The organism is Pseudomonas extremaustralis, from assembly GCF_900102035.1.
In the GTDB taxonomy this organism is placed as follows: Bacteria; Pseudomonadota; Gammaproteobacteria; order Pseudomonadales; family Pseudomonadaceae; genus Aquipseudomonas; species Aquipseudomonas extremaustralis.
The window spans coordinates 129,861-143,944 of the sequence record NZ_LT629689.1 but is presented as its reverse complement, the minus strand read 5'-3'; the positions used below and the strand labels follow the sequence as shown (position 1 = coordinate 143,944).

Genomic DNA, 14,084 nt, shown 5'->3' with positions numbered 1-14,084 from the left:
GACCCTTCATTTGACCCCGGTTGGCACGCACTGGCCGAGGCAAATCTCCACCGCCGTGGGATGCAATGATGAGCAACCAGATACCGGTACATGACGTTACCCCGCCTGCCAAAACCCCGAACAGCGCAGACAGTAAGACTGTCGATCTCTATGCGTCGCGGGAAAAAATCTACACCCGTGCCTTCACCGGCCTGTTCCGCAACCTGCGCATGCTCGGCGGCGCGGTCTTGTTCCTGCTCTACTTCGGCACGGTGTGGCTGAACTGGGGCGGGCACCAGGCAGTATGGTGGGACCTGCCGGAGCGTAAGTTCTTCATTTTCGGCACGACCATCTGGCCCCAGGACTTCATCCTGCTCTCGGGTCTGCTGATCGTAGCTGCGTTTGGCCTGTTCTTTATCACTGTCTACGCCGGACGCGTATGGTGCGGCTATACCTGCCCGCAAAGCGTGTGGACGTGGATCTTCATGTGGTGCGAAAAGGTCACCGAAGGCGATCGCAACCAACGCATCAAGCTGGACAAGGCGCCCATGGGCGCGAACAAATTCTTGCGCAAGTTCAGCAAGCACACGCTGTGGCTGCTGATCGGCTTCGTCACCGGCATGACCTTCGTCGGTTACTTCTCGCCGATCCGCGAACTGGTGTTCGACTTCTTCACCGGCCAGGCCGATGGCTGGTCGTATTTCTGGGTCGGCTTCTTCACCCTCGCCACCTACGGCAACGCCGGCTGGCTGCGCGAACAGGTGTGCATCTATATGTGCCCGTATGCACGCTTCCAGAGCGTGATGTTCGACAAGGACACCCTGATCGTCTCCTACGATCCACGCCGTGGCGAAGTGCGTGGCCCGCGTAAAAAAGGCGCCGACTACAAGGCCCAGGGCCTGGGCGATTGCATCGATTGCACCATGTGCGTGCAGGTATGCCCCACCGGTATCGACATCCGTGACGGCCTGCAGATCGAGTGCATCGGTTGCGCAGCCTGCATCGACGCCTGCGACACCATCATGGACAAGATGGACTACCCGCGCGGCCTGATCAGCTACACCACCGAACACAACCTGTCGGGGCAGAAGACCCACAAGCTGCGTCCACGCCTGATCGGCTATGCGCTGGTATTGCTGACCATGATGAGCCTGTTGGCCACGGCATTTTTCATACGCCCACTGGTCGGTTTCGACGTCAGCAAGGACCGCGTGCTGTACCGAGAAAATGCCGAAGGGCGCATCGAGAACGTCTACAGCCTGAAGATCATGAACAAGGACCAGCGCGACCACAGCTATGTGCTCGACGCCGCTGGCCTGCCAGACCTCAAACTGCAAGGACGTCGCGAAATCAAAGTGGCCGCTGGCGAGATCGCCAGCATGCCGGTAGAACTGTCGAGCGCGCCGGAGCAATTGCCATCGAGCACCAACGAGGTGAAGTTCATCCTCCAGGACGCCGACGACGCCAGCGTTCGTGTTGAAGCCAAGAGCCGATTCATCGGCCCACAAGTTCGTTAATAGAGAGTCGAACAATGTCCGTAGCTACTGCCGCAAGCCCTTGGTACAAGCACCTCTGGCCCTGGATCATCATTGGCATCCTGGCCTGCTCGGTGACCTTGACCTTGTCCATGGTGACCATCGCGGTGAACAACCCGGACAACCTGGTCAACGACAACTACTACGAGGCCGGCAAAGGCATCAACCGCTCCCTGGACCGCGAACTGCTGGCCCAGACCCTGCAACTGCACGCCAAGGTGCGCCTGGACGAGTTGACCGGCGAAGTCGAGGTGCACCTGACCGGCAACAGCAACCCGACAACCCTGGAACTGAACCTGATTTCCCCGACCCAGCCGGAGAAGGACCGCAAGATCAACCTGGCCCGCAATGACAGCGAGCCCGGTCGCTACATCGGCCAGCTCACCGACAAAGTCGAAGGCCGGCGCTTCGTCGAACTGCTTGGCGTGGAAGGCGACCGCACCTGGCGCATGTTCGAAGAAGAACAGATCAGCCATGACAAGGACTTGATGTTGGGTGATGAACCGTTGCAAGGTGCCGAAGACCTGAAGAACTAAACGCCCGCGCTTCGCGCATCGCCGGCAAGCCCGCGCCCACATCCGGAACGTGTTCCCCTGTGGGCGCGGGCTTGCTCGCGATGAGGCCCACCCAGCCACCAAAGATCCTGAACCATGACCACCCCAACCCCCTGCTACCACTGCGCCCTGCCCGTTCCGCCCGGTAGCCGCTTCACCGCCGTGATTCTCGGTGAGTGCCGCGAGCTCTGCTGCCCGGGCTGCCAGGCGGTGGCCGAAGCGATCGTGGCAGGCGGGCTGGAAAGCTATTACCAGCACCGCAGCGAAGCCTCGGCCAACCCTGAGACGCTGCCGGTGCAACTGGTGGACGAATTGGCCCTGTACGACCGGGCCGACGTGCAAAAACCCTTCGTGCACCACAGCGGCGATCTCGCCGAAGCCACCCTGCTGATGGAAGGCATCAGCTGCGCCGCCTGCGGCTGGCTGATCGAAAAACATCTGCGCCGCCTGCCCGCCGTGGCCGAGGCGCGGCTGAACCTGTCCAACCATCGCCTGCAAGTACGCTGGGCCGATGGGCAATTGCCCTTGAGCCAGCTGCTCAGCGAGCTGCGCCACATCGGCTATGCCGCCCACCCTTACCAGGCCGACCGCGCAGCCGAGCAACTGGCTAACGAAAACCGCCTGGCCCTGCGCCAACTGGGGGTTGCCGGTCTGCTGTGGTTTCAGGCGATGATGGCCACCATGGCCACCTGGCCGGAATTCAATATCGACCTGAGCCCGGAGCTGCACGTCATCCTGCGCTGGGTCGCGATGTTTCTGACCACCCCCATCGTGTTCTACAGCTGCGCGCCGTTTTTCAAAGGCGCCCTGCGTGACCTGCGCACCCGCCACCTGACCATGGACGTGTCGGTATCCCTGGCGATTGGCGGCGCTTACCTGGCGGGGATCTGGACCGCGATCACCGGGGTGGGCGAGTTGTACTTCGATGCCGTCGGCATGTTCGCGCTGTTCCTGCTGGCCGGTCGCTACCTGGAACGCCGCGCCCGGGAACGTACGGCGGCGGCCACCGCCCAGTTGGTCAACCTGCTGCCCGCCTCGTGCCTGCGCCTGAAAGCGGACGGTCAGAGCGAACGCATCCTGCTCAGCGAACTGGCACTCGGCGACCGCGTGCTGGTGCATCCCGGCGCAGTATTGCCGGCGGATGGGGTGATCCTCGACGGCCAATCCAGCATCGATGAATCCCTGCTCACCGGTGAGTACCTGCCGCAACCCAGGCAGGTGGGCGATAGCGTCACGGCGGGCACCCTCAACGTCGAAGGCGCCTTGAGTGTCGAAGTCCGCGCCCTGGGCCATGACACCCGCCTGTCCGCTATCGTGCGCCTGCTGGAGCGGGCCCAGGCCGAAAAACCGCGCCTGGCCCAGATCGCCGATCGCGCCGCGCAATGGTTCCTGCTGGGCTCGCTGATCGCCGCCGCGGTCATCGGTCTGCTGTGGTGGGAGCTGGATTCATCCCGCGCATTCTGGATCGTCCTGGCAATGCTGGTCGCGACCTGCCCCTGCGCGCTGTCCCTGGCCACGCCGACCGCCCTCACCGCCGCCACCGGCACCCTGCACAAACTCGGGCTGTTGCTGACCCGCGGCCATGTGCTGGAAGGCCTGAACCAGATCGACACGGTGATTTTCGACAAAACCGGCACCCTCACCGAAGGCCGCCTGGCGTTGAGAGCCATCCGGCCCCTGGGCAGCCTGAACAGCGACACCTGCCTGGGCCTCGCCGCTGCCTTGGAGAACCGCTCCGAACACCCGATCGCCCGGGCTTTCGGCCGTGCGCCGCTGGCCGCCGATGAAGTGCTCAGCACGCCGGGCCTGGGGCTGGAAGGCCATGTGGGTGAACGCCTGCTGCGCATCGGCCAGCCCGGTTTTGTCTGCGAACTCAGCGGTTGCCCGATTCCTGCCGCGCCGGAGGAAGCTGGCCAATGGTTGCTGCTGGGCGACCCACACGGCGCCCTCGCCTGGTTCGTGCTGGACGACCGCCTGCGCAGCGACGCCCCGGCATTGCTGGCGGCGTGCAAGGCGCGTGGCTGGCGCACGTTGCTGCTGTCCGGGGACAGCTCGCCGATGGTCGCCAGTGTCGCGGCTGAATTGGGCATCGACGAAGCCCACGGCGGCCTGCGCCCCGACGACAAGCTGCAGGTACTGCAACGGCTGCACCAGGAAGGCCGCAAGGTGCTGATGCTCGGCGATGGCGTCAACGACGTGCCGGTGCTCGCCGCCGCCGATATCAGCGTCGCCATGGGCTCGGCCACCGACCTGGCCAAAACCAGCGCCGACGCGGTACTGCTGTCCAACCGCCTCGACGCCCTGGTACAGGCCTTTACCCTGGCACGGCGCACGCGTCGGGTAATCATTGAAAACCTGCTGTGGGCCGGGCTGTACAATGGCCTGATGTTGCCGTTTGCCGCCCTGGGTTGGATCACGCCGATCTGGGCAGCCATCGGCATGTCCCTCAGCTCGTTGACCGTGGTGCTCAACGCCCTGCGCCTGACTCGCCTGCCGAGTCCGCAGACCGACAGCGCCCCTTTGGTAACCCGTCCACAGCCGGCTTGAGCCGCGTGGACCTGGAGTACAGATGCCAGCTCTATACATCATGATTCCGGCGGCACTGTTGTTGGTGGGCGTCGCCATCTACATCTTTTTCTGGGCGGTCGACAGCGGCCAGTACGACGACCTCGACGGTCCGGCCCACAGCGTGCTGTTCGACGACCAGGACCCGAACCATCTGGCCGCCGTCGACGAAGCCAACGACCCCGAGCCGCCAACCACGCCCAAAGACCCACCCCATGCTTGACCTGGCGCCGCTGCTGGTCTCCGCGCTGATCCTGGGCCTACTCGGCGGCGGCCATTGCCTGGGCATGTGCGGCGGGCTGATGGGCGCGCTGACCCTGGCGATTCCCAAGGAACAACGCAGCCGGCGATTTGGCCTGCTGCTGGCGTACAACCTGGGACGCATCCTCAGCTATGCCACGGCCGGCCTGTTGATCGGCCTGGCGGGCAGGGCCGTGGCCAACAGCCCGGCGGCGATGTTCATGCGCGTGCTCGCCGGTTTGCTGCTGATCAGCATGGGCCTGTACCTGGCCGGCTGGTGGAGTGGCCTGACTCGTGTCGAAAGCCTCGGTCGCGGACTGTGGCGCTACATACAACCTGTCGCCAACCGTTTGCTGCCGGTGTCCAGCCTGCCTCGCGCCCTGCTGCTGGGCGCATTGTGGGGCTGGTTGCCGTGCGGATTGGTCTACAGCACCCTGTTGTGGGCCGCCAGCCAAGGCAATGCCCTGGACAGTGCACTACTGATGCTCGCGTTCGGCCTGGGCACCTGGCCGGTGCTGCTGGCGACCGGGCTGGCCGCCGAGCGCGTCACCGCGTTATTACGCAAACGCAGTGTGCGCATGGCCGGAGGGTTGCTGGTTATCCTGTTCGGCGTGTGGACATTGCCCGGGCCGCATCAGCACTGGCTAATGGGCCACTAGAAGGCCATGTGGCATAGCGCCGCTCCCCGTTGACGCAAATCAAGATGCCCCATCAGCCACGCCCCTAGACTCGGCCTATTAGCCTATCCGGGGGAACGCCCGCATGCTCGACGCCATTCGTTGGGACACCGATCTGATTCACCGCTACGACTTGGCGGGACCACGCTACACGTCCTACCCCACCGCCGTACAATTCGACAGCCGGGTCGGAACCTTCGACCTGCTCCACGCCCTGCGCGACAGTCGCAAGGCCGTGCGGCCGTTATCGCTGTATGTGCACGTGCCGTTCTGCGCGAATATTTGCTACTACTGCGCCTGCAACAAGGTCATCACCAAGGACCGTGGTCGCGCGCACGCCTATCTGCTGCGCCTGGAGCAAGAAATCCAGCAAGTGGCCTGCCACCTCGACCCCAAGCAACCGGTCGAACAACTGCACTTCGGCGGCGGCACCCCGACGTTTCTCAGCCACGATGAACTGCGTCAGGTCATGAGTTGCCTGCGCCAGCACTTCAATCTGCTGGATGATGACTCTGGCGACTATGGCATCGAGATCGATCCGCGCGAAGCCGACTGGGCCACCATGGGCCTGCTGCGCGAACTGGGCTTCAACCGCGTGAGCATCGGCTTGCAAGACCTCGACCCGGAGGTCCAACGCGCGGTCAACCGCCTGCAAAGCCTGGAAGAAACCCGCGCGGTGATCGATGCGGCGCGGACCCTGCAGTATCGCTCGATCAATATCGACCTGATCTATGGCCTGCCCAAGCAAACGCCGATCAATTTCGCGCGTACCGTAGAGGAAGTGATCAAGCTGCAACCGGACCGCCTCTCGGTGTTCAACTACGCCCACCTGCCGGAGCGTTTCATGCCCCAGCGGCGCATCAACAGCGAAGACCTGCCGTCGCCGGCGGCCAAGCTGCTGATGTTGCAAACCACCATCGAGCAACTGACCCAGGCCGGCTATCGCTACATCGGCATGGACCATTTCGCCCTACCGGACGACGAGCTCGCCATCGCCCAGGAAGAAGGCACCCTGCAACGCAATTTCCAGGGCTACACCACCCATGGCCATTGCGACCTGATCGGCCTTGGCGTATCGGCCATCAGCCAGATCGGTGACTTGTACTGCCAGAACACCAGTGACCTCAACGGCTACCAGAACGCCCTCGCCAGCGCACAACTGGCCACCAGCCGGGGCTTGCTGTGCACCCCGGACGATCGCGTGCGCCGGGAAGTGATTCAGCAGTTGATCTGCAATTTCAGCCTGACGTTCGAACACATCGAACAAGCCTTCAACATTGATTTTCGTGGGTACTTCGACGACGTGTGGCCGCAACTCGAGGCCATGGCGCAAGACGGCCTGATCGAGCTGGATGCACAGGGTATCCGCGTACTGCCGGCCGGCCGCCTGCTGGTGCGTTCGGTGTGCATGGTTTTCGATGCTTACCTGGAGCACCAGAACCGGCAGCGTTTTTCCCGGGTGATCTGATGGTTTCGCAAATGCCAGGGCTTGGCTGAAGCCCTGCGCGAAGCCTGCAGCCTCGGCTATCCCTCATGAAACCCAAGTGAGATACGCACCAAGACACAAATCTTTATACCTGCGCGGCTTTTCTGTACACACTGGCCTCCGAGTCCTACAGTGCGGTACCCTTACGTCTTATGTGTGCTTTCCCACAAGGATTTAAGAAATGTCCGAGCCAGTCAAACTGCGCGCTCACAGCCAGGCTCATTGCAAGGATTGCAGCCTGGCCCCCCTCTGCCTGCCACTTTCGCTGAATCTGGAAGACATGGATGCGCTGGACGAAATCGTTAAACGCGGCCGCCCGTTGAAAAAGGGCGAGTTTCTCTTTCGCCAGGGCGACAAATTCGATTGCGTCTTTGCAGTACGTTCGGGGGCGTTGAAGACATTCAGCCTGAGCGATGGCGGCGAAGAACAGATCACCGGTTTCCACCTGCCGAGCGAACTGGTCGGGCTATCGGGCATGGACACCGAAATGCACCCGGTGTCGGCCCAGGCCCTGGAAACGACTTCGGTGTGCGAAATCCCTTTCGAGCGCCTCGACGAACTGGCCCTGCAATTGCCGCAACTGCGACGCCAATTGATGCGCGTGATGAGCCGTGAGATTCGCGATGACCAGCAGATGATGCTGTTGTTGTCGAAGAAGACCGCCGACGAGCGCATCGCCACCTTCCTGGTCAACCTGTCGGCGCGCTTCCGGGCCCGTGGATTCTCGGCCAACCAGTTCCGCCTGAGCATGTCGCGCAACGAAATCGGCAACTACCTGGGCCTGGCGGTGGAAACCGTGTCCCGCGTCTTTACCCGCTTCCAGCAGAACGAGCTGATCGCCGCCGAAGGCAAGGAAGTGCACATCCTCGACCCGATCCAGCTGTGCGCCCTGGCCGGCGGCTCCCTGGAAGGTCAATAGGCCAACGCCGCGGCCGCGCCAACCGGCGAGGCCGCGGGTATACTTGGGGTCCGTTTTCCGCCAGGACTCCTCGACGATGACCTTCGATTCATTCGACATCAAATCCCTGATCCGTCCCGTCATCGACTTCCCCAAGCCTGGGGTAATCTTTCGTGATATCACCCCGCTGTTCCAGTCGCCCAAGGCCCTGCGCCTGGTGGCCGACGCGTTTGTCCATCGCTACGTCGAAGCCGACTTCACCCATATCGGCGCGATGGATGCGCGAGGATTCCTGATCGGCTCGATCATCGCCTACCAGTTGAACAAGCCGCTGATCCTGTTTCGCAAGCAGGGCAAGCTGCCGGCCGACGTGCTGGCCGAGGGTTATCAGACCGAATACGGCGAGGCCTTCCTGGAAGTGCACGCCGACAGCCTGTGCGAGGGCGATTCGGTGCTGATATTCGATGACCTGATCGCCACCGGCGGTACTTTGATCGCGGCGGCCAACCTGGTAAGGCGCATGGGTGCCAAAGTTTTCGAAGCGGCGTCGATCATCGACCTGCCCGAGCTGGGCGGCTCGCAGCGCCTGGAAGACATGGGGATTCCCACTTTTTGCCTGACACAGTTTGCGCTGACTGATCGTTAACGATTGACCGGACCGGCGCTATCGGGAGCAAGCCCCCTCCCCTTGGACTGCGTGGGACCTTAGAGCGCGATGGGTTTGCGCCCTGCGAACGAATGCGCCAGGGTGCCGCCGTCCACCAACTCCAGCTCGCCACCCAACGGCACGCCATGGGCGATGCGCGAGGTGATCAGGCCTTTGTTGGTCAGCAGTTGCGCGATGTAATGCGCCGTCGCCTCACCTTCAACCGTAGGGTTGGTGGCCAGGATCACCTCGGTGAAGGTGCCCTGCTCTTCAATGCGCTTGACCAGTTGCGGAATGCCGATGGCTTCCGGGCCCAGGCCGTCCAGCGGTGACAGATGGCCCTTGAGCACGAAGTAGCGTCCGCGATAGCCGGTCTGCTCCACCGCGTACACATCCATCGGACCTTCCACCACACACAACAGTGTGTCGTCACGGCGCGGGTCGGCGCATTGCGGGCAGAGTTCTTCTTCGGTGAGGGTGCGGCACTGGCGACAGTGACCGACGCCCGTCATGGCCTGGCTCAGGGCCTGGGCCAACCGGGTGCCGCCGCTGCGGTCGCGCTCCAGCAGTTGCAGCGCCATGCGTTGGGCGGTTTTCTGGCCGACGCCCGGCAACGTGCGCAGGGCGTCGATCAGTTGGCGAATCAAGGGGCTGAAGCTCATGGGGCATGGGTCCGACAAAACGACGAGACGCGGTTTATACCCGCGCTCCGGATTAGCGTCAAATGGTCAATCCTGCGCGACCCGCACCACCAACTTGCCGAAGTTGCGCCCTTCGAGCAAACCGATAAAGGCTTCGGGCGCCTGCTCCAGGCCGTCGACCACATCTTCGCGGAACTTGATCTTGCCGTCCCGCACCCACGGCGCCATCGCACTGAGGAACTCAGGCTGGCGATCGCCATAGTCGTCAAACACGATAAAACCCTGGATGCGCACACGCTTGGTCAGCAAGGTACGTTGCAGCGCCGGCAACCGGTCGGGACCGCTCGGCGGTTGATGAGTGTTGTAACCGGCGATCAGCCCGCACAACGGAATGCGCGCCTTGGGGTTGAGCAAAGGCATCACGGCATCGAATACCTTGCCGCCAACGTTCTCGAAGTAGATATCCACGCCTTTGAAGCAAGCCAGGGCCAGCTCATCGACGAAGTTCTCGCTTTTGTGATCGATGCAGGCATCGAAGCCCAACTCATCCACCACGTAGCGGCACTTGTCGGCACCACCGGCAATCCCGACCACGCGCAAGCCCTTGAGCTTGGCCACCTGCCCCACCACCGAGCCCACCGCGCCGGACGCCGCCGCGACCACCAGGGTTTCCCCGACCTTGGGCTGGCCGATGTCCATCAGGCCCATGTAGGCGGTCATGCCCGGCATGCCCAATACCCCCAGGGCCATGGACGGACGGGCCAGCCCCTTGGGCATCGGCATCAGGTTGCGACCATCGGAAATGCTGTGGCTCTGCCAACCGGTCGAGCCGACCACTAGGTCACCCACCTCGAATTTCGGATTACGCGACTGCTCGATACGGCTGACGGCACCACCGGTCATCACCTCGTCGATTTCCACCGGTGCGGCGTAGGAAGGTGCGTCGCTCATGCGTCCGCGCATGTAGGGATCGAGGGACAGGTACAGGGTTTTCAGCAGGACCTGGCCGTCCGCCAACTCTGGCAGGGTCACGCGCTCCAGACGGAAGTTTTCCGGGGTCGGTGCACCTTGGGGGCGCGAGACCAGCACAATGCGCTGGTTAAGAATCGGTTCTTGAGGCATCAGGGGCTCCTTGACGAATCCATCGGTATAGGGTGCAGACCATGCTTGCCGCGCCGACGTTCGATCGGATCGGTGTAAACAAAAATGCCAGGCGCTTGGCCTGGCATTTGAGTCTAGTAGCTCCCGCCCGTCAGAGCAGGCCGATCAGAACGGCAGCTTCATACCCGGCGGCAGTTGCATGCCTGCGGTCACACCGGACATTTTGTCCTGGCTGTTGGCCTCGATCTTGCGCACCGCGTCATTGACGGCCGCAGCGAACAACGCCTCGAGCATTTCCAGGTCATCTTCGCTGGCGCCTGGCAATACGCTTGGGTCGATGCTCACACGCTTGATGTCGTGACGACCGGTCATGACCACGCTGACCATATCGCCACCGGCTTTACCGGTGACTTCGGCGTTGGCCAATTCTTCCTGCATCTTGGCCATCTTTTCCTGCATCTGCTGCGCCTGCTTCATCAGGCCGGCCATGCCACCTTTCATCATGGGAATCACCTCAAAGTACGTGGATCAATAAGTAGCCCGGTGTCATGACGCCTGGGACACCGGGGCTTCGACAGGTTCAATTGTATCTTGGCGAACGACTGCGCCGAACTGTTGCATCATTTGCTGGATGAGCGGATCGGCGTGGATCGACTCTTCTGCCTCGCGCTGGCGGTTGATACGCCGACGGGTCGCGGCCTGGGCCGGGGTTTCCTGCTCCGGCTTGATCAGCTCGATGGTAATGGTCAGCGTGCGCTCATGGTACTGGTTCAAGGCATCGTTGAGGCGACGCTGCTGGGTCGCATTGAACAGGGCGCTGTGGGCCGGGTCCAGGTGCAACAACCAATGGTCGCCCTCGATGGAAATCAGCGTGCAGTTGGCCGCGATGCTGCCGGTCATCCCGGAGATCGGCAATTTCGGGAACAGTTCCAGCCATTGCAGGGCCAGGCCGGTGGCCGGTGCTGCGGCAGGCTCGACGTCGGGCTCGGGGGCTGGCTCGGCGGTGTGTTCGCTGGCCAGGTCGTCCAGGTAGCTGTAGGCCGAATCCATGTCCGGCTCGATGTAGTCTTCGTCCAGCGGCGGCTCATCGTCGAGGTCGATACCGGGGACAGCGGCCTCCACCTGGGCCAACGTCGGCTCCGGCACGGGGGCGGCGACCCACTCCGGCGCATCCGGCACCACACTGTCGGGGAGCGGGGTGGGCATCGGCGTCAGTTCGGGCTGCTCGCCGGCGGTTTCCAGTACGGGCTCCACGGCGGGCTGCAGTGGGGGTTCGGGTTCGGCGTCTACCGGGTCATTCCAAGGCAAGTCGACCACAGGCGCGGGCGCCGCAACCGGCTCCGGCGCAGCCACTGGCGGCGCCATAACGGGCGCTGGTTCAGGCGCCGGCGCAACAGGTGCAGCAACCACTGGCGCAACGACCGTCGCGCCAGCCACTGGTTTGGCGGAATCAACTGTGGCCTGGCTGATCCCCACTGGCTTTAGCGGCTGCCTCGGCGCGTCTGCCGTGTCGGCGGGCCGGAAGGCCAGCATCCGCAGCAGGACCATTTCAAAACCACCGCGCGGATCCGGCGCCAACGGCAGGTCACGCCGGCCGATCAGGCCCATCTGGTAGTAGAACTGCACATCTTCGGCCGGCAGCGCCTGGGCCAGGGCCAACACGCGGTCGCGGTCGCCATGGCCGTTGTCGACACCTTCCGGCAAGGCCTGGGCGATGGCGACGCGGTGCAGCACATTGAGGATTTCCGAAAGCACGCCATTCCAGTCCGGGCCCTGCTCCGACAAGTGGCGCACCGCTTCGAGCAGCGCCTTGGCGTCGCCTTCGATCAGCGCGTGGAGCACATCGAATACCTGGCCGTGGTCCAGGGTACCGAGCATGGCGCGCACATCGGCGGCCATGACCTTGCCTTCACCAAAGGCGATGGCCTGGTCGGTGAGGCTCATGGCATCACGCATGGAGCCGTCGGCGGCGCGGCCGAGCAACCACAGGGCGTCGTCTTCGAACGGGACGTTCTCGACCCCCAGCACATGGGTCAAATGCTCGACCACGCGCTCGGGGGTCATGTTTTTCAGGGAAAACTGCAGGCACCGCGATAGAATTGTCGCAGGAAGTTTCTGCGGGTCGGTGGTGGCCAGAATGAATTTGACGTAGGGCGGCGGCTCTTCCAGGGTTTTCAACAAAGCGTTGAACGAGTGGCTGGAGAGCATGTGCACTTCGTCGATCAGGTAGACCTTGAAGCGCCCGCGGCTCGGCGCGTACTGGACGTTGTCCAGCAGTTCACGGGTGTCTTCGACCTTGGTACGGCTCGCGGCGTCGATCTCGATCAGGTCGACGAAACGCCCTTCGTCGATTTCCCGGCACACCGAACAGGTGCCGCAGGGCGTCGACGTAATACCAGTTTCACAGTTAAGGCATTTGGCGATGATGCGCGCAATGGTAGTCTTGCCCACCCCACGGGTGCCCGTGAAGAGATAAGCGTGGTGCAGCCGCTGGCTGTCCAAGGCATTGATCAGAGCCTTGAGCACATGGGTCTGGCCGACCATTTCGCGGAACGAGCGCGGACGCCATTTACGTGCAAGAACCTGATAACTCATCGAAAACCGTCGCAACTGAGAAGCGGAAGCCGGTAATGCTAGCGGAGCAAGGGGGAAATTGCATCCGGCACGCTCGCCTAATCTGACTAAGCTCACCCGATTGGCCCCGAAAAGGCCTGAACCCGGAGAATCTATGCGTGTAGTTCTGGGCGCTTTATGGATGATTGCCACGGCCAGCCTGGCCGCACCGGCGCCGCTGCGCTTCTCGGTTTCCGACAGCTGGGCGATGCCCTTGATACAAGTGGAGGACGGTCGGGCCGTCCAGGGCATTTTGTACGACCTGCTAGTGAGCCTGGCCACTCAGGTAGGTCGTCCGGCCGAGTTCCACGTCCTGGCCCGGGCACGCATCGCCGCCGCCATGGAGCATGGCGATATCGATGTGCGCTGTTATGTCACCCAGGCCTGGTTCAACAACCTGTCCGGCGATTACATCTGGAGCATCCCGTTGATGGTGCAACGCAATGTGCTGGTCAGTACCCACGCTCAACCGGTACAGGTGAGCCGGCTGGCACCACAGACGATCGGTACGGCACTCAACTACCGTTACACCAGCCTCGACCCCCTGTTCGCCAGCGGCCAACTGACCCGCGACGATGCCCGCAGCGAAGAGCAAGTGCTGTACAAACTGATCGCGGGGCGCTTCCAGTACGCAGTGAGCAATGAATGGATTTTCGACCGTTTCAACCAGCGGCTGCCGACCGGGCGCCGATTGCACAAGGTCGCCGTGATCAATGAAGAAAGCCTGGGCTGCATCGTGCGCAATGACCCGAACATACAACCGCAGCGGATTCTGCGCACCCTGCTGAGGATGAAGATGTCGGGGGAAATCGACGACATTATCCAGCGGTATACCGGGGAGCGCGCGGCCAGCGACCCCGCACGTTGAAGACCTCCGGCGGGCCCCGATACACCCGCCACCAACGCACGGAAAAACTCGCCATGCACTGCGCGATACAACTTGGCAGATGGCGGTAATCAAAGATTTTTCGATATGAAACAGAAGGGGTATTGCAAGGAAGAGCGTTATGGAAGCAACCACGCCCCGGCACACAATGTTCCCGCTGTGGCTGCTTCCTTGCGGATCTGACCAGGTTCACGGGTTCACTTTCGATCCCGATAAAGGAAGTATTCAGTGATGCGTTGGGCTACTGTTACTTGCGCAAAATA

13 protein-coding genes and 1 other RNA gene are annotated in these 14,084 nt (G+C 62.6%); 9 read left to right on the top strand and 5 right to left on the bottom strand.

Going from position 1 to position 14,084, the window contains the following annotated elements:
- Positions 1–68 precede the first annotated feature (68 nt).
- The 8 genes from ccoG to BLR63_RS00640 all read left to right on the top strand — a co-directional run bounded on the left by ccoG (position 69) and on the right by BLR63_RS00640 (position 8,580).
- Positions 69–1,496, top strand: coding sequence for a cytochrome c oxidase accessory protein CcoG (gene ccoG, locus BLR63_RS00675; protein ID WP_010563863.1), 1,428 nt, complete (start codon positions 69–71; stop codon positions 1,494–1,496).
- A 14-nt stretch (positions 1,497–1,510) separates the two neighbouring features.
- The gene (locus BLR63_RS00670; RefSeq protein WP_010563862.1) at positions 1,511–2,050 is read left to right on the top strand and encodes a FixH family protein; all 540 of its coding nucleotides are present in this window, start codon (positions 1,511–1,513) and stop codon (positions 2,048–2,050) included.
- 114 nt (positions 2,051–2,164) lie between these two features.
- The gene (locus BLR63_RS00665) at positions 2,165–4,615 is read left to right on the top strand and encodes a heavy metal translocating P-type ATPase (RefSeq protein ID WP_010563861.1); all 2,451 of its coding nucleotides are present in this window, start codon (positions 2,165–2,167) and stop codon (positions 4,613–4,615) included.
- A 22-nt stretch (positions 4,616–4,637) separates the two neighbouring features.
- Positions 4,638–4,856: a cbb3-type cytochrome oxidase assembly protein CcoS gene (ccoS, locus tag BLR63_RS00660; RefSeq protein WP_010563860.1), complete on the top strand. Its 219-nt coding sequence runs from the start codon at positions 4,638–4,640 to the stop codon at positions 4,854–4,856.
- Positions 4,849–5,532 carry a sulfite exporter TauE/SafE family protein gene (locus tag BLR63_RS00655; RefSeq protein ID WP_010563859.1) on the top strand — a complete coding sequence of 228 codons (684 nt, stop codon included), beginning with the start codon at positions 4,849–4,851 and terminating at the stop codon, positions 5,530–5,532. The genes ccoS and BLR63_RS00655 overlap by 8 nt, the downstream gene beginning before the upstream one ends.
- Before the next feature lie 103 nt (positions 5,533–5,635).
- Entirely contained in the window at positions 5,636–7,018 is a 1,383-nt protein-coding gene (gene hemN, locus BLR63_RS00650; RefSeq protein WP_010563858.1) for an oxygen-independent coproporphyrinogen III oxidase, read from the top strand.
- A 199-nt stretch (positions 7,019–7,217) separates the two neighbouring features.
- On the top strand, positions 7,218–7,955 hold the full coding sequence (fnr, locus tag BLR63_RS00645) for a fumarate/nitrate reduction transcriptional regulator Fnr (protein ID WP_010563857.1): 738 nt from the start codon (positions 7,218–7,220) through the stop codon (positions 7,953–7,955).
- Positions 7,956–8,031: 76 nt separating this feature from the next.
- Positions 8,032–8,580 (top strand): adenine phosphoribosyltransferase, encoded by a 549-nt coding sequence (locus BLR63_RS00640; protein WP_010563856.1) that lies wholly within the window; start codon positions 8,032–8,034, stop codon positions 8,578–8,580.
- Between the two features lie 59 nt (positions 8,581–8,639).
- Here BLR63_RS00640 and recR read toward each other — a convergent pair whose 3' ends face one another.
- The 4 genes from recR to dnaX all read right to left on the bottom strand — a co-directional run bounded on the left by recR (position 8,640) and on the right by dnaX (position 12,917).
- Positions 8,640–9,242 (bottom strand): recombination mediator RecR, encoded by a 603-nt coding sequence (gene recR / locus BLR63_RS00635; protein ID WP_010563855.1) that lies wholly within the window; start codon positions 9,240–9,242, stop codon positions 8,640–8,642.
- Between the two features lie 66 nt (positions 9,243–9,308).
- Entirely contained in the window at positions 9,309–10,343 is a 1,035-nt protein-coding gene (locus BLR63_RS00630) for an NADP-dependent oxidoreductase (RefSeq protein ID WP_010563854.1), read from the bottom strand.
- 144 nt (positions 10,344–10,487) lie between these two features.
- Positions 10,488–10,826, bottom strand: coding sequence for a YbaB/EbfC family nucleoid-associated protein (locus BLR63_RS00625; RefSeq protein WP_010563853.1), 339 nt, complete (start codon positions 10,824–10,826; stop codon positions 10,488–10,490).
- Positions 10,827–10,868: 42 nt separating this feature from the next.
- Positions 10,869–12,917: a DNA polymerase III subunit gamma/tau gene (gene dnaX, locus BLR63_RS00620; RefSeq protein WP_010563852.1), complete on the bottom strand. Its 2,049-nt coding sequence runs from the start codon at positions 12,915–12,917 to the stop codon at positions 10,869–10,871.
- A gap of 133 nt (positions 12,918–13,050) precedes the next feature.
- On the opposite strand from dnaX, the gene BLR63_RS00615 reads away from it, so the two are divergent.
- The gene (locus tag BLR63_RS00615) at positions 13,051–13,803 is read left to right on the top strand and encodes a substrate-binding periplasmic protein (RefSeq protein WP_042946559.1); all 753 of its coding nucleotides are present in this window, start codon (positions 13,051–13,053) and stop codon (positions 13,801–13,803) included.
- 150 nt (positions 13,804–13,953) lie between these two features.
- Here BLR63_RS00615 and ffs read toward each other — a convergent pair.
- Positions 13,954–14,037: signal recognition particle sRNA small type (ffs, locus tag BLR63_RS00610), an RNA gene on the bottom strand.
- Positions 14,038–14,084 lie beyond the last annotated feature (47 nt).